Origin of the sequence: Octadecabacter temperatus, assembly GCF_001187845.1 — a bacterium.
Lineage (GTDB): Bacteria > Pseudomonadota > Alphaproteobacteria > Rhodobacterales > Rhodobacteraceae > Octadecabacter > Octadecabacter temperatus.
Genome location: NZ_CP012160.1, coordinates 270,185 through 289,960 on the forward strand (window position 1 = coordinate 270,185; position 19,776 = coordinate 289,960).

Sequence of the window (19,776 nt, forward strand, 5' to 3'; positions counted from 1 at the left end):
TCCTAACGCCTTGGGGTTCGCAGTTCGTCTGCGGCCCCAATCCGTCATTTTAACCTCGGGCGTTTGCCTTTTTGGACATGAAAGGCAGACAAGAATGGAGGGACACATGATCCACAAGAACTGGGCTGAGTTGATTAAGCCAACTCAATTGGAAGTTAAGCCAGGCAACGATCCTGCGCGTCAGGCAACAGTGATTGCCGAACCGCTTGAGCGTGGCTTTGGTCTGACACTTGGTAACGCACTGCGCCGCATTTTGATGAGCTCCCTTCAGGGTGCTGCCATCACTGCTGTTCAGATCGACAACGTGCTGCACGAATTCTCCAGCATCTCTGGTGTTCGCGAAGACGTCACTGACGTTGTTCTGAACCTCAAGGGCGTTGCGATCCGTATGGAAGTTGAAGGCCCGAAGCGTTTGCAAGTGCAAGCTAAGGGTCCTGGCGTTGTTACTGCTGGTGACATCTCTGAATCCGCGGGCATCGAAATCCTGAACAAAGACCACATCATCTGTCACCTCGACGATGGCGCTGACTTGTACATGGAACTGACTGTAAACACCGGTAACGGCTATGTTGCAGCAGACAAGAACAAGCCAGAAGATGCGCCAATCGGCATGATGGCGATTGATGCGATCTACTCACCTGTCAAGAAAGTCTCTTATGACGTTCAGCCGACACGTGAAGGTCAGGTTCTGGACTATGACAAGCTGACCATGAAGGTCGAAACAGACGGTTCTATCACGCCGGACGACGCTGTAGCATTCGCTGCACGCATCCTGCAGGACCAGCTGTCCATCTTCGTGAACTTCGATGAGCCTGAGTCCGCACAAGCTGCGAACGACGACGATGGCCTCGAGTTCAATCCGCTTCTGTTGAAGAAGGTTGATGAGCTTGAGCTTTCTGTTCGTTCCGCGAACTGCCTGAAGAACGACAATATAGTGTATATCGGCGATCTCATTCAGAAGACCGAAGCAGAAATGCTACGTACACCGAACTTTGGCCGTAAGTCTTTGAACGAAATCAAAGAAGTACTGTCAGGGATGGGTCTGCACCTCGGCATGGACGTTGAGGACTGGCCACCGGACAACATCGAAGATCTTGCGAAGAAATTCGAAGACTCCTTCTAAAGAATACGGCTGGGGGGCTACATGGCCCCCCGCTAACGACCTTGGTCACATGACCCAATGAGAGTACTCGACACGCATCGGGTGCCAGACAAAGCAAAACAGCCCGTAGAGGGCACATTATTGGAGAAGACACATGCGTCACGCAAAAGGTTACCGCCGCCTAAACCGTACTCACGAACACCGTAAGGCTTTGTGGGCTAACATGGCTGGCTCGCTCATCGAACATGAGCAAATCAAAACAACGTTGCCTAAGGCAAAAGAACTGCGCCCAATCATCGAAAAGATGATCACATTGGCGAAACGCGGCGATCTGCACGCACGTCGTCAGGCAAACGCACAGTTGAAGCAAGACAAGTATGTCGCGAAATTGTTCGACATCTTGGGCCCACGCTACAAAGACCGCCAAGGTGGTTACGTGCGCGTTATGAAGGCCGGCTTCCGCTACGGTGACATGGCGCCAATGGCGATCATCGAATTCGTAGACCGCGACGTTGACGCAAAAGGCGCAGGCGACAAAGCCCGCGTTGCTGCTGAAGAAGCCGCAGAAGCGTAAGCGACCCAAATAGATTTAGCGAAGGCCCGTCTGTTTCAGGCGGGCCTTTCGCGTTGTACCACTTGGTTTAGGAGCCTACGTTGCAGCATGGCTGATCTTTTCGACACCGGAGCATCCGTTCCCGAAACTGCACCGCGCCCGTTGGCTGACCGCCTGCGTCCGCGCAATTTGGGTGAGGTGATCGGCCAAGAGCAGGTTCTCGGCCCTGAGGCTCCGCTCGGCGTGATGCTGGCTTCCGGATCATTGTCGTCGCTCATCTTTTGGGGGCCGCCCGGTGTTGGAAAAACGACAATCGCGCGATTGCTCGCGGATGAAACCGATCTGCACTTCATCCAGATCAGCGCGATTTTTACGGGTGTGCCTGAGCTTCGCAAAGTATTCGAGGCCGCTAAGATACGCCGTCAAAACGGTAAGGGTACATTGCTGTTCGTCGACGAGATCCACCGTTTTAATAAAGCTCAGCAAGACGGGTTTCTGCCCCACATGGAGGACGGCACCATTTTGCTTGTCGGCGCCACCACGGAAAACCCAAGCTTTGAGCTGAACGCTGCGGTTTTGTCACGCTCGCAGGTATTGGTCCTCGAGCGCTTGTCTCTGGCGGACCTTGAACGCATGGCGCAACGCGCCGAGGCTGAGCTTGACCGTAAGCTGCCATTGGATGGTCCCGCGCGTGAAAATCTGTTGGAAATGGCGGACGGGGACGGGCGCGCGCTTTTGAACCTGATTGAACAGGTCGCGGCGTGGAAGGTGGACGGCAAGCTCGACACCGATGCCCTGACGACCCGTCTGATGAAACGCGCAGCGCGTTACGACAAGTCAGGTGACGAGCATTACAACCTTATCTCCGCCCTTCATAAGTCTGTGCGCGGGTCCGACCCAGATGCAGCGCTTTACTGGTTTGCGCGGATGCTGAAGGGCGGCGAAGACCCACGTTTTCTTGCGCGACGGATTACGCGCATGGCTGTTGAAGATATCGGATTGGCTGACCCACAGGCGCAACATGTTTGCCTGCAAGCTTGGCAAACCTACGAACGTCTGGGCAGCCCTGAAGGGGAACTCGCCCTTGCGCAGGCGCTGACGTATCTCGCTCTCGCCCCGAAATCCAACGCTGTTTATGTCGCGTATAAGGCGGCGATGAATGCGGCGACGCAAACGGGGTCGGAACCGCCGCCCAAACATATCCTTAATGCGCCAACGTCTCTGATGAAGGACATCGGATATGGGGATGGCTATGCCTATGACCATGACGCTGAAGACGGGTTCAGCGGTGCCAACTACTTCCCCGATGGCATGAAACGTGGCGTCTATTACCTGCCTGTTGATCGCGGGTTTGAACGTGATTTAAAGAAGCGCGTGGATTATTTCGCCAAGCTACGTGACAAGCGCAACGGTTGACTCTGTGCGTTGAGCGCATATGACGCCCCGATGATACCAACTGTCCTTCAAGTCGCCCTTGGCGGTGCCATCGGTGCCGCAGCCCGCTACGGCGTGGGCGTGGCCTTGTTCCGTCCGGGCGGTGGTTTCCCGCTTGGTGTCTTGGCTGTGAACATCATTGGTTCGTTCTTGATGGGTGTCGCTGTCGTCTATCTGGGGCAAAAGATGCTGAGCCACCTTAACCCGTTTTTGATGACGGGTATCTTGGGCGGCTTCACAACGTTCTCGGCATTTTCGCTCGAGGCCTATACCCTGTTTGAGCGTGGCGAGGTTGGCCAAGCGGCAACCTACGTTATCCTATCCGTCGTTCTATCCATCGCGGCACTCGTCGCGGGAATTTTAATCATGCGAGGAGTGCTGGCATGAGCCGTGTTCAAATTCTGACTGTCGGCCCCGATGAGGGCGACCAGCGCCTTGATCGCTGGATGAAGCGACGTTTCCCCCACCTTCAGCAGGGTGGCATCGAGAAGATGTGCCGCAAGGGTGAAATCCGTGTTGAAGGCGGACGGGTGAAATCCAACACGCGGGTCGAAGTTGGGCAAAGCGTGCGTATTCCACCGCTGCCAGATGCCGACCAAGTCGAAAGCCGTCCACGCGATATGAAGAAGGCTGATATCGAACTGATCCAAGGCTGCGTGATCTACAAAGATGACCACGTCATCGCGTTGAACAAGCCCGCCGGCCTGCCAACGCAGGGTGGCAGCAAACAGTTGCGCCATGTCGATGGTTTCGCTGAAGCGCTGAAGTTTGGGTACGATGAAAAACCCCGTCTTGTTCACCGTTTGGACAAAGATACCTCTGGCGTTCTGATCCTTGCGCGCACGCGCATGGCTGCAAAATCACTGACCGAAGCCTTCCGTCACCGCAACACCGAAAAGATTTACTGGGCCCTTGTCGCGGGCGTGCCGATCCCGAAACTTGGTTCGATCAAGTACGGCCTCGTTAAACAAGGCGGACATGGTGCGAAGGGTGACAACGAACGCATGAAATGCGTTCACCCCAAAGATGTCGACAAAACCTTCGGCGCGAAACGTGCGCATACGGATTATACCGTTCTGACCTCATTGGCTGACCGCACAGCATGGGTTGCGATGACGCCAGTAACAGGCCGCACGCACCAGCTTCGCGCGCACATGGCTGAGATCGGGCATCCAATTATCGGGGACGGCAAATACGGCTCAGCGGCGGTGCAGGACAACCCTGGCGATGGCTGGGGTGCCGGTATGGGCGAAGAAATCGGCCGTAAGCTTCACCTGCACGCGCGGTCTTTGCGGATCGAACACCCTGAGACGGGTAAAGAGCTTTGGATCAAAGCGTCCTTGCCGCCGCACATGGAAAAATCATGGAATTTCTTCGGCTGGGCCGAATCCCATGCGCCGGACAATCCATTTGAAGGGCTATTGTGAGCAACGGACATGAGTAACTGGGTCGCGAAACGGTTTTGGACAGATGTGAATGTCGTTGAGCAAGAGGGTGGCTTTGCTGTCCAGCTCGACACGCGTCCGGTTAAAACGCCGGCAAAAGCACCGCTTGTGGTGCCAAGCCGCGAAATGGGCGAGGCGGTGGCGGAGGAATGGCGCGCTGTTGTCGAGAAAATCGACCCGAGCGTGATGTCATTTACCCGATCAGCCAACGCTGCGATCGATAAGGTTTCCGTGCAATTCAACGAAGTCGCAGAGATGCTCGCGGCATATGGTGGAAGTGATTTGCTGTGTTACCGCGCCGACTCGCCACAAAAGTTGGTCGCGCGGCAGGCGAACGGATGGGATCCGTTGATAGATTGGGCAGACAAGATCTTTGGTGGGCGGTTAGTGCCGACGCAGGGGATTATGCCAATCACGCAGAATGAAACTGCCTTGGAAGCGCTCACGACGCCACTTTTTTCAGCGTCACCGTTCGAATTGGCTGCCTTGCATGATTTGATAGCGATGTCCGGTTCTTTGGTAATTGCCCTAGCAGTGACGCAACGTCGTTTAACTGCATCTGACGCTTGGGATTTGTCCCGAATCGACGAAAAATGGCAGGAAGAGCAATGGGGTGTCGATGATGATGCGACACAAGTTGCTGAAATCAAACGAACAGCTTTCTTTCACGCAGCAGATTTCTACCAAATGGCGAACATAGACGCTCGCAGGTAAATCGACCGTGATTTTGCGATAGACTTTCCGATTGTCCTGTTGTTTTTGGTGGGAATTGTCAGGCGGCCCCTTGACGTCTTTGCAGGAATCCCCGCACTCTCCATCTATTGCGCAGGCTTGCCCGCGTGTATCGCCCCTGTCCAACTGGGCAGAACAAAAAATCTCTGTGGCTCACGCAGGGAAACTCAGGAAGGTATATAAATGAAAAATTCAGTACTCCTCGGCGCACTGACCGTTGCTGGTCTTGCTGCTGGCGCAGCTGCTGCTGGCACGCTTGACGATGTTAAAGCGCGCGGCACATTGAACTGCGGCGTGACGACTGGTCTCGTTGGTTTTGCTGCTCCAGACGCCAATGGCGTATGGGAAGGTTTTGACGTTGGCGTATGTCGCGCTGTTGCGGCTGCTGTTCTCGGCGACCCAATGGCTGTGGAATTCGTTCCAACAACTGGTCAGACTCGCTTCACAGCGCTCGCATCTGGCGAAATCGACTTCCTCGCACGTAACACAACGTGGACATTCTCCCGTGACGTCGACCTGAAGTTCGAATTCACAGGCGTTAACTACTATGACGGCCAAGGCTTCATGGTTCCACGTGACCTCGGCGTTTCTTCCGCTAAGGATCTCGACGGCGCGACTGTTTGCATTCAGACAGGTACAACAACAGAGCTGAACTTGGCGGACTTCTTCCGTTCCAACAACATCTCCTATGAGCCAGTGCCTATCGAAACGAACGCAGAAGCTCAGCAGCAGTACCTTGCTGGCGCATGTGACGTTTACACAACTGACGCATCCGGCCTTGCTGCGACACGCGCAACGTTCGAAGCACCTGGCGACCACGTTCTGCTGCCAGAAATCATCTCCAAAGAGCCACTCGGTCCACTTGTTCGCCACGGCGACAACGAATGGGCTGACGTGACACGTTGGACATTGAACGCTTTGATCACAGCTGAAGAGCTCGGCGTGACATCTGCAAACATCGCAGAACTGTCTGCTGGCACCAACAACCCAGAGATCAACCGTCTCTTGGGCACTGAAGGTGAACTGGGCGCGATGCTCGGCCTCGAAGCTGACTGGGCTAAGAACGCTATCATGGCGGGCGGCAACTACGGTGAGCTGTTTGAAAAGAACATTGGTGAGAACACACCAATCGGTCTTGCACGTGGCCTGAACGCCATGTGGACTGAAGGTGGTCTGATCTACTCCCCACCATTCCGCTAAACACTACTTAGCAAAGGGCGCGATCTTCGGATCGCGCCCTTTCACCTATGCCTTTCGCATACATAGACGATATCAATTAAAATCCTGTTTAACGCGCAGTCGGATCAACCGGCGCGGAGATGAATAGGGCCAGGGAGTTCAGGGATGACGACGCTTACGGATCCACCGAAGGCCAGCTTTCGGCTTAGCCAACTTATCTATGATACGCGCTACCGCTCGATCACCATTCAGGTGATTGCGATGATCTTGGTGGTGCTGGGGCTATACTGGCTCGTCAATAATACCATCCAAAACTTGTCCGCATTGGGCAAAGATTTCAATTTCGGGTTTCTGACGCAGCCAGCAGGTTACGACATTAACCAGCGACTGATCGAGTACACCTCTCAGTCCACGCACTTTCGCGCTGCCATTGTCGGCATCCTGAACACTCTTCTCGTCGCATTCCTCGGGTGTATCTTGGCGACGATCATCGGCGTCTTCGTTGGTGTACTACGCCTTTCAAAGAACTGGGTCGTTAGCCGACTGATGTCCGTTTACGTCGAAGGCTTCCGCAACGTACCGCTGTTGCTTTGGATTATCGCAATCTTCGCGATCATGACCGAGAGCATGCCACAGCCTCGTGATTTCAAGGTCGGTGGTGATGCCGCCATGATCTTGGGCGACAGTGTCGCGGTGACAAACCGTGGTGTTTATGTGCCTGGCGTCGTGTTCGAAAACGGGCTCCTTGGGGCTCCATTGTTGAACTGGCTACTTGTTGCAGCCGTTCTGATTGCCAGCCTGTTCGTGATCCGAATTGTTCGCAGACGCGCTGATGCAACCCAAGAAAGCACGGGTATTCGCCCAACCACTTGGTACCAGCAGCTCGCGCTTCTTATCGTACCCACTGGAGCCTTGTTGTTCCTGATGGGCGCACATCTGCAGATCCCATACATCAAGGGTTTCAACTTCACAGACGGTGTGCACCTTCGTAACTCGCTTATCGCGCTTTGGATTGCTCTGTCGCTTTATACTGGTGCCTTCATCGCTGAGATCGTGCGCTCTGGTATCCTTGCGATTTCCAAAGGACAGTCAGAAGCCGCAGCCGCGCTGGGCCTGCGTCCAAGCCGCACGATGAACCTCGTTATTCTGCCTCAGGCGATGCGGGTCATCATTCCGCCGCTGATTTCCCAGTACCTCAACCTGACCAAGAACTCGTCACTGGCGATTGCTGTTGGTTACATGGATGTTCGCGCGACATTGGGTGGCATCACGATCAACCAAACAGGTCGAGAGCTGGAAGGTATCCTTTTGATGGCTGCGTTCTACTTGCTGCTAAGCCTAACGATTTCGGGCGTGATGAACGTCTACAACAACCGCACTCAGCTGCAGGAGCGTTGATATGACCGATACAAACACACACGGCGTCGGTTACGTTCGCGGCGAAATGTTGCCTGAAAAGTCACCACCTGTCGGCCAAAAGGGCGCAATCAAGTGGATGCGTGAAAACCTGTTCTCCAGCTGGCTGAACATCGCTTTGACGGTAATTTCATTGTACGTTGTCTACCTCGCACTGGCGCTGGTCCTTCCTTGGGCATTTGGTGGCGTCTGGAACGCTGGCTCCCTTACGGAGTGCCGCGAAGTCTTGTTCTCGTTCTACAAGGACAGTCATGACGGCGCGTGTTGGGCCGTGATCGAAGATCGCTGGTTGCAACTTTTGTTCGGTTTCTACCCACCTGAAGAATACTGGCGTCCTGTCTTGGCCTTCGTTCTTTTGTTCGTTGCCCTCGCACCAGTCCTGTTTGCGGAAAAAGTACCGGGACAGATGATGTGGTTCTCGCTCGCTTACCCATTCCTTGCGGTTTGGCTGATCTGGGGCGGTTCCTTCTGGACACCATTGTTCGTTGCGTTTGGTTTCGTTGTTGGTTTCATCGCGCTCAAGTTTCTTAGCAAGATCACCGGCCCTATCGTCGCGAACCTTCTTGCGCTGGCGGCAGCATTGATATGGTGGGGCGCAATTATGAGCCCGCTTAGCGATGGTTTGCATAAAGCAATCGGTGCTGGGCGTTTGGATGCGACCTTATCAACGCTTGAAACACGCACTGCGGAACTGCCGGCCGAAATCGCCGCACTCGAAGCTGAGGGCGAAGAGAAAACCGCAGAGATCGCAGTTGCACTCGAAGAGAAGAACGCGACCGTCATTGAAATGGCTGGTATCCGCGTTGGTGAATTTGCGATCGAACAGCAGATTGAACCCAAAACTGCAGCGTTCGATCAACTGAATGCTGCTCAAGAAAGCATTTCTGACCTTTCAGACATCTTGGCCGAGTGGGGTGGCGCACCGACTGCGGCATCTGATAGCGAAGCGGCAGTTGCCGAAGCGGAACGTGCGGCATCTTCTGCCGACACTCTGGTTGGCAATATCGGGTCTTTGCTGACTGGCGCTTTGTCTGATCTTGAAGAAGACACAGCCGACCTCAACGAAGTGTCCGAGATTATGGTCGCGAGCGCTGCCGAAAAAGATGCGTCCATTTTGGATGATGTAGCTTCAATGGTCGACAAAGCAGAGCTTATCGAACCGCTCGCAGGTCTTATTGAACGTGCTGAAGGTGTATCAACTGCCACATCAGTTTCAGATTTGGGCGCTTTGCGTGCAGACGTTGAAACCGCGATGGCTGGGCTTTCTGCAAACATCGCTTCGCTCGATACCATTCGAGAGAAAATCGTGGCGACGAATGTGGCTGGTCTTGAAGAGCCTCAAGCAAGACTGTTGAGCCAAATGCAAGGCCTGACGGCGCTGCGTAACGATGAATCCAACATCTCACAGGCAGCGTTCCGCGCGTCTACAGAATCGTCGGAATCTGGGAGCTTCATGAGTGCGCTTACCTCACTTGAGGAACGTGAAGCGTCGTTGCCAGAGTTGCGTGCATCCGTTGATACGGCCCGTGAAGCGCTGCCACGCGCATATCGCAATATGATTAACGTGAACCAACTCCCCGAAGATGCGTCTCGCGAAGACCGTGCAGCGTTGGCGGATTACATTGAGGCCAATAGCCAAGAATTGAGCGTCGCAGGTTCTGTCCGCGAAACATACGCTGAACTTGGGCGCGTTGGATTGAAGCCTGTTGCTAGCCGTGAGATCGGGGGCTTCACCCTCGCGATCATCATTGGTGTCGCTGGTATCGTTCTTTCATTGCCGCTTGGTATCTTACTTGCGCTAGGACGTCAGTCGCACCTGTTCTTCGTGAACAAGGTTTGCGTGACCTTCATTGAAGTCATTCGCGGCGTGCCGTTGATCGTTTGGTTGATTACTGCGTCCTTGCTTTTGAACTACTTCCTGCCGCCAGGATCGAACTTCGATCTGATGTTGCGGGTTATTATCATGGTTACACTGTTTGCGTCGGCCTATATCGCGGAAGTTATTCGCGGTGGCCTCGCAGCGTTGCCAACTGGTCAGTATGAAGGCGCAGACTCGCTGGGTCTGTCTTACTGGCAGTCCATGCAACTGATCGTGCTGCCCCAAGCGATGAAAATCTCTATTCCGGGCATCGTGAACACGTTTATCGGCCTGTTCAAAGACACTGTTTTGGTGGTTTTCATCGGCCTGTTTGACCCTATTGGCCTTGCCGGTGCGATCCGCGCCGACACAGACTGGAACGGTATCTATTGGGAACTTTTCGTCTTCATCGGCGTGATCTTCTTCATCTTCTGCTTCAGCATGGGCCGCTATTCCCTATATCTCGAGAAAAAGCTTCAACGTGAGCACCGTTAAGGAGACCATCAATGTCTGACACAACAACAGAACGCGCGATCAATCGCGAAGCGATGAAAGTCTCTGACGAGGTTGCCATCCAGATCAGCGACATGAACAAGTGGTACGGAACGTTCCACGTTCTGCGCGACATCAACCTCACGGTGAACCGTGGCGAACGTATCGTGGTTTGCGGACCATCTGGTTCTGGTAAATCCACGCTGATCCGTTGCATCAACCGTTTGGAAGAACACCAAGCAGGCACGATCATGGTGGACGGCACTGAGCTGTCCTCTGACCTCAAGAATATCGACAAGATCCGCTCAGAGGTTGGCATGTGTTTTCAGCACTTCAACCTGTTCCCGCATCTGACCATTCTTGAAAACTGTACGTTGGCGCCGATTTGGGTTCGTAAGACACCTAAGAAAGAAGCCGAAGAAACGGCGATGCATTTCCTTGAAAAAGTGAAAATCCCTGAACAGGCAGATAAGTACCCTGGTCAATTGTCTGGTGGTCAACAGCAGCGTGTGGCGATCGCCCGTTCGCTTTGCATGAAGCCACGCATCATGTTGTTTGACGAACCGACGTCTGCGCTTGACCCTGAGATGATCAAGGAAGTTCTCGACACCATGATCGAGCTTGCTGAAGAAGGCATGACAATGATCTGCGTAACGCACGAAATGGGCTTTGCCCGTCAGGTTGCGAACCGCGTTATCTTTATGGATGCTGGTCAGATTGTTGAGCAGAACGAACCAGAAGAGTTCTTCAACAACCCACAATCTGAGCGCACACAACTGTTCCTCAGCCAGATCCTAGGCCACTAAGCTAGGTCTTTCGGAACCACAAAGTCGACAACTTGGCCGGAGCGGGAAACTGCTTCGGCCCAGTTGTTTATAGGGAAGTCGCAAACTAGCGTCGCGCAGGTTGGGTAGTCTAAGAACCGACGGTGATCGGGCTTTTGCGCGACAATCTCTTCGGCGAAAAACGCGATTCCGGGATTATGTGCGACAAGCGCAACTGTGTCCCCGTTGGCCTTTTTCAGCATACGCATCAGCGTAGCTGGCGGCGCGTGATACATGTTGTCTTTGAAGGTGATCGATGGGGCAGTCCCGAGTGCCGCGACGAGCCGTTCAGTTGTTTCCATCGTGCGCGCAGCGTCACTGCTGTAGATCGTGTCTGGCAGATAGCCTTTCGACTTTAGCCAGCCGCCGATGGCAGTGACCGCCTCCTGTCCTCGAGCGTTCAATGTGCGTGCATGGTCATCGAATGGGGCTTCCCAGCTCGACTTGGCGTGGCGGATCAGGATCAATCGTTTGGTCATGACGGGTGGAAGGCCTCCATATGAAATGTGGTTTGCGCGGGGTCGCGGCGGTAGGTTTGGCTGACAGGGCAAGACATGCGCACGCGGCACGCTGCGCGACAGGTTTCATCGACGTCCATATGCGCCTTGCAGCGCTCTACGTCGTATCCATCAGGGCCGAGGGCCGATACAGGGCAGGCGGTTAGGCAGGGCTTGTCTGTGCAGCTGTTACAGGGGCTTGTCGCAGGGTTTGGCAGGTCAATCACCTCGTCAAAGACTAACGCCCCACGGTAGGACACCAAAAGCCCCGCGTCCTTGTGCACAAGCAACCCGACGGGACTGGTCCAAACCTCACCGCTGCGCAGCGCCCATGCAATGAACGGGTGGTAGGGCGGCCCGCCAAATGGAAAAACAGCCTTTGCGTTTAAATCATCCGCCAGCGAAGAAATCGTCGCGCAAGACCAATTGTCGAGGGGATCGTCGCCTTTGAAATCTGGGCGATCGGTCACAAACGACCAGAATCCAGGTTCAAGCGGGCCAAGCAGGATCGTTGTCTTGCCGTCTTCGTGAAAACCGCTAAGCGCGGTGAGGTGCAGCGCCTTGGCCGCTGCGTTAACCTCGTCCAGCGTCACTTTGCGGCCCGAATGATCGACCCCGCGCCGTGTTCTGTGAACAGCTCAAGCAGACACGCATTTGGCGCACGTCCATCCAGAATGACAGCGGCCCGAACACCATTTGAGATCGCATCAAGGCAAGTCTGCGTCTTGGGGATCATACCCCCCGCAATCACGCCAGAAGCTGTCAGCTCAGAAATCTGTTCTGGCGTAAGTTCGGTCAGCACGTTGCCGTCGCCGTCTTTCACACCCGACACGTCCGTCAGTAACAAAAGGCGGTCAGCATTCAACGCAGACGCATAGGCGCCAGCTGCTGTGTCGCCATTCACATTCAACGTTTCACCGTCGCGACCTGCGCCAAGCGGGGCGATCACCGGAATTGTGTTGTCGTCAAACAATGTCTTTAGGACTTTGGTATCGATCTCGGCCGGCGTGCCAACCAAGCCAAGTTCCGGCGCGTCCTGATCACACGTCATCAGGTTCGCATCCTTGCCAGACAACCCGACGGCACGACCACCCTGCCGGTTGATCGCGTTCACGATCCATTTGTTCACACGACCCGACAGAACCATCTCAACGACTTCAACAGTCGCCTTATCCGTCACGCGTTTGCCGTTCACAAAGTCTGACTTGATGTCGAGCTTCTCGAGCATCTCATTGATCATCGGCCCGCCGCCGTGGACGATCACGGGGTTCACGCCAACTTGCTGCATCAGCACCACATCGCGGGCAAAGTTCTCCATTTCCGCATCGGAGGACATCGCATGGCCACCAAGTTTGATGACAACAACTGCATCATTGTAGCGTTGCAGATAGGGCAGCGCCGCGCTGAGTGTGGCGGCTGTGGCGATCCAATCGCGGTTCATATCTTGCTTTCTCATGGCTGTCCTATGGGTGTCGTTTTGGATCAGTCTAACCCAGCGATGATCGCACGCAACTTTTCAATGCCTTCACCCTTTTCAGACGAGGTAATGACCAATTCAGGGTAAGCTGACGGAAACTTTTGCAGCTTCTCGCGCACTTGGATCATCACCTTGTCCAAGTCACCTTTTTTCAACTTGTCGGTCTTGGTCATCACGCATTGAAAGATCACGGCTGCACTGGACAGCAGGGCCATGATCTCTTCGTCGACAGGTTTGATACCATGACGCGCATCGACCAGCACAAAGGCACGGCGCAACGTCACGCGGCCGCGCAGGTAGTTCTTCAGCAACCGCTGCCACTTTTCCACGACAGCAACTGGCGCGTTGGCATAGCCATAGCCTGGAAGATCGACGAGGTAGTGGCTTTCACCAACCGTAAAGTAGTTAATTTCCTGCGTGCGGCCCGGTGTGTTTGATGCACGCGCGAGGCCCTTACGGCCAGTCAGCGCGTTGATGAGTGTCGATTTACCAACGTTGGAACGGCCGGCAAAACACACCTCGGGGCGGTCCGCCTCTGGCATGCCGTCCATCGCAACGACGCCTTTGACGAATTCGGTTTCACCCGCAAACATGATGCGCCCTGCTTCGCGCGTCGCATCATCAGGCTCTTCTGCTTCAGGAAATGGTAGCTGCATTAGAGCACCTCTGCTTGGTCGCCGAGTGCGACATGACCATCTTTGGTTACGACAGCATAGATGCCGAAGTACTGATGGCCGAATGTTGATTTCAATGTGCCGAGTGTATCCGCGTCGCGTTCCCCTGTCACAGGGTTAGACGCGGTGTGCATACAGCGTTTGATCGGTTCGCGAATTTCCAGCTCGGCTGAGCCGATGCGGATCGTTTTGCCGATCCATTCGAGTTCCTCAAACGGTTGTGGCCCGTCCAGCCAGATGTTTCCGCGCCACCGTTCAAGTTCAAGCGGCGTTCCAATCGCAGTTTCTACTGCGGCATGGCTGGAACGGGTCATGATCGAGACCGAAGGGTAGTCTGAGTCAGTCATGCCGCGCCCATCTGCAGCGACGATACCTGTCGGCACAGCGCGATCGGCGGGGCAAAGCGGGGCGACCCATTTAAGAAACGTGTCCGCATCCTCATTCGGGTCGAATGTGATTGAACCGATGTCCTGATGGCGCAATGTGATTTGCCCACTCGCATTATCAAGTTCAGCCCAGATACCGGCCAGTTTGGGCGTCCGCGTGCCAATCATAAAGTTTTGGCAACGCGCCCAACCAGATCCGTCATATTTGGAAACATCATGGGTGACGGCCCAATGGCGATCCCACGGCAGGCATTTGCCCGTTTGCAGGTCCACAGCCGCGAGTGTTTCGCGACCGTGGCTTTTAATCGGGTGCCGCCAAAGCTCAGCGACCGTACCCATTACTCAGTGTCCGCTTTGTTACGCCCGAGAATGTTGCCGAAAACATCAGGTTTGAAACCCTGACTGCGCATGATCGCGTACTGCTGGATGAACGTGATCGTGTTGTTCGCGATCCAGTACAGAACAAGGCCACTGGCAAAGCTACCGAGCATGAACATGAAGACCCAAGGCATCCACGCAAAGATCATCTTCTGCGTCGCGTCTGTGGGGGCCGGGTTCAGCTTCTGCTGCAGCCACATGGAAATACCAAGAACGATTGGCATGATCCCGATGAAAACCAACGACAAGAAGGACTCTGGACCCGGTGCATCCCATGGGAACAGGCCAAACAGGTTGAACAAAGATGAGGAGTCAGGCGCGCTCAGGTCGTTGACCCAACCGAGCCAAGGTGCGTGGCGCAATTCGATTGTTACAAAGATAACCTTGTAGAGCGAGAAGAAGATCGGGATCTGCATCAAGATCGGCAAACAGCCGGATGCAGGGTTCACCTTGTTCTCCTTATAAAGTGCCATCATGCCCTTCTGGAGTTTTTCACGGTCATCGCCCGCGTCCTCCTTCATCTTAGCCATTTGCGGCTGCAACTCACGCATCTTCGCCATTGAGACGTAGGATTTATATGCAAGAGGAAGCAGCAGTGCCTTGATGATCAGCGTAAGGCCGATGATGGCCCAACCCATGTTGCCTATCAGCCCGTTGAGCCAGTGAAGAACTGCGAAAATTGGTTTCGTGAGGAAGAAGAACCAACCCCAGTCGATGCTGTCGAGGAAACGATCAATGCCAAGGTCATTTTGGTATCCGCGAATGACTTCCCATTCCTGCGCACCCGCAAAGAACTGCGTGTTCGCACTGGCAGATGCACCAGCCGCAACCGTAACCATCGGATAGACAGTTTCGACTTGGTAGATGTCATTGCCGAATTTCGCCGTTGATCGGAAATCCCGACCTGGTGTCGGGATCAGTGCCGTCATCCAGTACTGGTCTGAAAAACCGATCCAACCGTTTTCTTCAACTTCGATCCGGCCTTCGTCAGTCGTGAGGTCGGGCATGTCATCATAGTTGATTTCTTCCATCGACCCATCAGACATCCGCACAACACCTTCGTGCTGAATGAAGAAGCCGATTTGCTCTGGCTCGCCGTGGCGCGCAACCAACCCGTAAGGGCGCAGCGCGACTTCGTTGCCTGTCGTGTTTTCAACGGATTGCTCGACAGTGAACAAAAAGTGTTCATCGACAGAGAATGTCTTGCGGAAGATCAATCCAGCGCCGTTGTCCCAAACGAGGGTTACGTCGTTGCCTTCGGAAAGCGTATCACCGCTTTCGATCTGCCATTCCGTGGACGCAGATGGAACCTGATCAGCCGTTGCCCCAACCGCTGCGACCCAACCATGGGACGCATAATATGGGTGGTCAGTGCCGATCGGCGCGAGGAGGCGTACAAGTTCTTCGTCCGCGAGAGTTTCGTGATAGGACTTCAAGGAGAGGTCATCAATGCGGCCACCAGTCAGGGACAGGGAACCAATCAGGCTCGCGCTGTCGATGGTGACACGCGGGGCGTTCGCGATGACTTCTTCTGGTGCAGCAGGCGCCAAGATGGCCGTTTCACCCACTTGCGCTGGAACGTCTGCATCAACGCTGAGCGTTCCACCATCCGTCGCTGTGATTTCAGCTGTTGGTGCGGGCTCTTCTGGCTCTGGTGGTGGAAACAACACGAACCATACCAGAATCACGAGGAAGCTGAGTGCTGTTGCGAGGATTAGGTTCTTGTTCTGGTCGTCCATGTAAGTCGCCTGAAACTGCTGTTGAAATATCCAGCAGGTTCAACAGGTCACAGAGGCAAAGGTCAAGCGCTTTTGCCCTGTTTTTGTGGACTATAGGCCGCTTTGTCACGCGGTAGGGTGCTTAGTCGTTGTTCTCGTTCGGGCCTATCCGGCGCTGCAATCCCTTAAAGTCGAAGATTGACGGATCCAAAAGGTGGGATGGGCGTGTGTTTGTGAGCGCGCCAAACATCTGCTGGCGACGCCCCGGTGTGTTTGTTTCCCACTGATCCAGCATGGCTTTGATCTGTTGGCGCTGCAGCCCGTCTTGAGATCCGCAAAGGTCGCATGGAATGATCGGGTAGCCCATCGCACTGGCGAATTTCTCGCAATCCGCCTCTGCGACATGGGCGAGCGGGCGGTAGACGAACAAATCGCCTTCTTCGTTCAACAATTTTGGTGGCATCGTCGCGAGGCGCGAGCCGTGGAACATGTTCATCATGAATGTTTCAAGGATGTCGTCGCGGTGATGGCCCAAGACCACAGCGCTACAGCCTTCTTCACGGGCAATACGATAGAGGTTTCCGCGCCGCAAACGCGAACAAAGCGCACACATCGTGCGACCAGCAGGCACCTTATCGACGACAATCGAATAGGTGTCTTGGTACTCGATACGGTGCGGAACTTGCATATCATTCAAGAACTTAGGCAGCACGGTCGCGGGAAAGTTGGGTTGTCCTTGGTCGAGATTACAGGCCAGTAAATCAACAGGTAAAAGGCCACGCCACTGCAATTCATGCAGGACCGCAAGCAGCGTGTAACTGTCCTTGCCACCCGACATACAAACAAGCCATTTCGCACGCTTTCCAGCCGAATCGACCATGCCGTAAGCATCAATCGCCTCACGCGTGTTCTGGATAAGCCGCTTGCGGAGTTTCTTGAACTCGGTTGTTTTTGGTGCGCCGTAAAACAGCGGGTGAATGTCATCTGGTTCATCAAGCATGGGATTGAATTACAGGTGCGCGGTTCGCCCCACAAGTGGGCGAAATGCCCGTATATAAAGCGTATATAAACTGTATATATTCCGTATATACATGTGTATGATTTTGACGCGCCCTCAAACCGTCAAAATGAGCCACCGTTGTTGCGTTTATGAAGGTCGGCTTTGAGCCCATTGTGACCAATGCTGCAACACTCACGAACGGCCGCTCTGGAGCAATCTCCTTGGCTTTGCCTACCCGACGCTTCTGATGTGTGGGATCTGCCTACCAAGTGACAACTCGCTGGCGGAACTGACCAACGCGTCGGCGTCGAGCCGAAAGTGCCTGTATAAGTCAGCGATAGAGCCCGTTTGCCCAAAATGTTCGACCCCGTGCGAGATCGTTTTATGCCCCCAGACGCCACCCATCCATGACAGCGTAGCTGGATGGCCGTCGATAACGGTGATCAGGACGCAGTTTCGTGGCAAGCCTTGCAGTATAGTTTCAATGTGCGAGGCGGCAGCTTTGTTGCCGTTTGTTCGCGCCCTCTGTGCGGCCGTCCAGCCAGCGTTCAAGCGGTCAGCCGACGTCACGGCCAATACACCGACGTCCCTGCGGCCTTCGCCGATCGTGCCCGCTGCTTTTATAGCTTCTGGGGCAACTGCGCCTTGGTACGCGATGACCACTTCGCAGTTTGGACCAGGTTCGCGTAGCCAGTAAGCCCCATCGATTGCACCCTGTTTAAAGGCATCATCGACACGCTTGCCAGGTTGTTCGATCGGGTTGGTGGTCAGGCGCAGATACACCGATCCTCCTGTTTCGTCCCTCAGCCATGTGCGTTCGTCAGGGTCGCTTTCGCCATCTTTTTGCAAGTGGTTGAACGACCATTCCATGATCACGGCCAACTCGTCGGCAAATGCTGGTTCGAACGCGGCAAGGCCGTCTTGGGACATTCCAATCAACGGAGACGCTATGGATTGGTGTGCGCCACCCTCATAAGACAGCGTGACGCCCGACGGCGTGCCGACGATCATAAATCGCGCGTCTTGATAGCAGGCGTAGTTCAGGGCGTCCAAGCCGCGAGACACGAACGGGTCATAAACGGTGCCGATGGGAATAAGCCGTTTGCCAAACACCGAATGCGATAGGCCAGCCGCCGCCAAAAGCAAGAACAGGTTCATCTCTGCAATACCCAGTTCGATATGTTGGCCTTCTGGCGTGAACTCCCATTTTGCGGTCGAGGGGATGTTTTCGTTTTTGAAGGTGTCTTCTTGGTGGTCTCGCGCGAACAATTTGCGACGATTCACCCACGGACCAAGGTTCGTCGTGCCGGTTACATCAGGCGATGTTGTTACGATGCGTTCGGCGAATTTGTTGTCACATTTGGACAGGCTATCGAGTATCTTGCCAAACGCCATCTGCGTCGAGATTTCACGATCTGACGTCAGCTCGATCTTGGGGACGTCAATAACATCGTCAATGAAGCGACGCGGGCCTTTGGTGAAGAACGGTGTCTTTTTTAACTCGATTTCAAAGGCGGTGGGGTCAGCAATGGTTGCGAACTTGTCCCACTCTTGGCCTTGCGGCACGCCCATATGATCTTGCCAATCACCCATCTGCGTCTTGTTCATCAAGCCGCCGTGGTTGTCTTTGTGGCCTGCAATCGGTGTGCCCCATCCTTTGATGGTATATGCAAGAAAACAAACGGGGCGATCATGGTCGATGGCGGCAAATGTATCGGCCATCGTTTGCACACAGTTGCCGCCTAGGTTTTCCATCAACTCGGCAAGTTCTACATCGGTGCGCCGTTCTATCAATGCGGTGACATCGCCCTGATCGCCGAGCGCATCCATGAGACGCTCGCGCCAAATGGCACCGCCCATGAACGTCAGCGCAGAGTACAGTTGGTTCGGGCAATCATCGATCCATTGACGCAATTTATCGCCGCCAATTTCCTCAAAGGCGGCGCGTTGTAGGTGGCCGTACTTGACACGGACAACATCCCAGCCGAAGGCGTCAAAAATCTGCTCAATTCGCTTGAACAGGCCCTCACGCACAACGCCATCAAGCGATTGGCGGTTATAATCAATGATCCACCAGCAGTTGCGCAGATCGTTCTTCCAGCCCTCTTGCAAGGCCTCGTAGATGTTGCCCTCGTCCAGTTCCGCATCGCCCACCAGCGCGATCATCCGACCCATTTTTTGATCGCCACCCCAAGATTTGGCTTGGATGTAATCTTGCACAATTGACGCAAACGACGTGACCGCGACGCCCAGACCAACCGACCCTGTGGAAAAATCGACATCGTCAATATCTTTAGTGCGCGACGGATAACTTTGCACGCCGCCGTAACCGCGAAAGTTCTCCATCCTCTCGCGTGTTTGATTGCCCATCAGATACTGTATCGCGTGGAAAATCGGTGAGGCATGCGGTTTGACCGCGACGCGATCTTCGGGCCGCAACGACTGGAAATACAGCGCCGTCATGATCGACACCATCGACGCAGATGATGCCTGATGCCCACCGACTTTGATCCCATCCGCTTTGGGGCGAATGTGATTGGCATTGTGGATCATCCAGTGGGACAGCCACAAAAGACGTTGTTCAATTGTCTTGAGATGTGCGGACATATCG

The 19,776-nt window shown here is 54.5% G+C and carries 17 protein-coding genes and 1 pseudogene; 10 read left to right on the top strand and 8 right to left on the bottom strand.

Features of this window, described 5'->3' with window-relative positions; genetic code table 11:
* Positions 1 to 106: 106 nt before the first annotated feature.
* The 10 genes and pseudogenes from OSB_RS01500 to OSB_RS01545 all read left to right on the top strand — a co-directional run bounded on the left by OSB_RS01500 (position 107) and on the right by OSB_RS01545 (position 11,017).
* Entirely contained in the window at positions 107 to 1,123 is a 1,017-nt protein-coding gene (locus OSB_RS01500; protein WP_049833316.1) for a DNA-directed RNA polymerase subunit alpha, read from the top strand.
* 133 nt (positions 1,124 to 1,256) lie between these two features.
* Positions 1,257 to 1,676: a 50S ribosomal protein L17 gene (gene rplQ / locus OSB_RS01505; RefSeq protein WP_049833317.1), complete on the top strand. Its 420-nt coding sequence runs from the start codon at positions 1,257 to 1,259 to the stop codon at positions 1,674 to 1,676.
* An 87-nt stretch (positions 1,677 to 1,763) separates the two neighbouring features.
* A complete protein-coding gene (locus OSB_RS01510; protein WP_049833318.1) occupies positions 1,764 to 3,071 on the top strand; it encodes a replication-associated recombination protein A in 1,308 nt (435 codons plus the stop codon).
* Between the two features lie 30 nt (positions 3,072 to 3,101).
* Complete coding sequence (crcB, locus tag OSB_RS01515; RefSeq protein ID WP_049833319.1) at positions 3,102 to 3,476, top strand: fluoride efflux transporter CrcB; 375 nt, start codon at positions 3,102 to 3,104, stop codon at positions 3,474 to 3,476.
* Positions 3,473 to 4,516, top strand: a complete 1,044-nt coding sequence (locus tag OSB_RS01520; RefSeq protein ID WP_049833320.1) for an RluA family pseudouridine synthase — start codon at positions 3,473 to 3,475, stop codon at positions 4,514 to 4,516. Before crcB ends, OSB_RS01520 begins: the two co-directional genes overlap by 4 nt.
* 9 nt (positions 4,517 to 4,525) lie before the next feature.
* On the top strand, positions 4,526 to 5,248 hold the full coding sequence (locus OSB_RS01525; protein WP_049833321.1) for an ATP12 family chaperone protein: 723 nt from the start codon (positions 4,526 to 4,528) through the stop codon (positions 5,246 to 5,248).
* A 201-nt stretch (positions 5,249 to 5,449) separates the two neighbouring features.
* Entirely contained in the window at positions 5,450 to 6,466 is a 1,017-nt protein-coding gene (locus OSB_RS01530) for an amino acid ABC transporter substrate-binding protein (RefSeq protein ID WP_049833322.1), read from the top strand.
* A 144-nt stretch (positions 6,467 to 6,610) separates the two neighbouring features.
* Positions 6,611 to 7,843: an amino acid ABC transporter permease gene (locus OSB_RS01535; RefSeq protein ID WP_049833323.1), complete on the top strand. Its 1,233-nt coding sequence runs from the start codon at positions 6,611 to 6,613 to the stop codon at positions 7,841 to 7,843.
* Between the two features lie 1,711 nt (positions 7,844 to 9,554).
* Positions 9,555 to 10,214 (top strand): annotated as a pseudogene (locus OSB_RS16840) (amino acid ABC transporter permease); the annotation flags it as partial.
* A gap of 11 nt (positions 10,215 to 10,225) precedes the next feature.
* A complete protein-coding gene (locus OSB_RS01545) occupies positions 10,226 to 11,017 on the top strand; it encodes an amino acid ABC transporter ATP-binding protein (RefSeq protein WP_049833325.1) in 792 nt (263 codons plus the stop codon).
* Here OSB_RS01545 and OSB_RS01550 read toward each other — a convergent pair.
* The 8 genes from OSB_RS01550 to OSB_RS01585 all read right to left on the bottom strand — a co-directional run bounded on the left by OSB_RS01550 (position 11,014) and on the right by OSB_RS01585 (position 19,772).
* Positions 11,014 to 11,514 (bottom strand): SixA phosphatase family protein, encoded by a 501-nt coding sequence (locus tag OSB_RS01550; RefSeq protein ID WP_049833326.1) that lies wholly within the window; start codon positions 11,512 to 11,514, stop codon positions 11,014 to 11,016. The genes OSB_RS01545 and OSB_RS01550 overlap by 4 nt on opposite strands.
* Positions 11,511 to 12,125, bottom strand: coding sequence for a hypothetical protein (locus tag OSB_RS01555; protein ID WP_049833327.1), 615 nt, complete (start codon positions 12,123 to 12,125; stop codon positions 11,511 to 11,513). Before OSB_RS01555 ends, OSB_RS01550 begins: the two co-directional genes overlap by 4 nt.
* Complete coding sequence (gene argB, locus OSB_RS01560) at positions 12,122 to 12,988, bottom strand: acetylglutamate kinase (protein ID WP_049833328.1); 867 nt, start codon at positions 12,986 to 12,988, stop codon at positions 12,122 to 12,124. Before argB ends, OSB_RS01555 begins: the two co-directional genes overlap by 4 nt.
* A 26-nt stretch (positions 12,989 to 13,014) precedes the next feature.
* The gene (gene yihA, locus OSB_RS01565) at positions 13,015 to 13,665 is read right to left on the bottom strand and encodes a ribosome biogenesis GTP-binding protein YihA/YsxC (RefSeq protein ID WP_049833329.1); all 651 of its coding nucleotides are present in this window, start codon (positions 13,663 to 13,665) and stop codon (positions 13,015 to 13,017) included.
* Positions 13,665 to 14,408 (bottom strand): MOSC domain-containing protein, encoded by a 744-nt coding sequence (locus tag OSB_RS01570; RefSeq protein ID WP_049833330.1) that lies wholly within the window; start codon positions 14,406 to 14,408, stop codon positions 13,665 to 13,667. Before OSB_RS01570 ends, yihA begins: the two co-directional genes overlap by 1 nt.
* Complete coding sequence (gene yidC / locus OSB_RS01575; protein WP_049833331.1) at positions 14,408 to 16,186, bottom strand: membrane protein insertase YidC; 1,779 nt, start codon at positions 16,184 to 16,186, stop codon at positions 14,408 to 14,410. Before yidC ends, OSB_RS01570 begins: the two co-directional genes overlap by 1 nt.
* Before the next feature lie 121 nt (positions 16,187 to 16,307).
* The gene (gene ttcA, locus OSB_RS01580; RefSeq protein WP_049833332.1) at positions 16,308 to 17,165 is read right to left on the bottom strand and encodes a tRNA 2-thiocytidine(32) synthetase TtcA; all 858 of its coding nucleotides are present in this window, start codon (positions 17,163 to 17,165) and stop codon (positions 16,308 to 16,310) included.
* A 231-nt stretch (positions 17,166 to 17,396) separates the two neighbouring features.
* Entirely contained in the window at positions 17,397 to 19,772 is a 2,376-nt protein-coding gene (locus OSB_RS01585) for a 1-deoxy-D-xylulose-5-phosphate synthase N-terminal domain-containing protein (RefSeq protein ID WP_049833333.1), read from the bottom strand.
* Between the last annotated feature and the right edge of the window lie 4 nt (positions 19,773 to 19,776).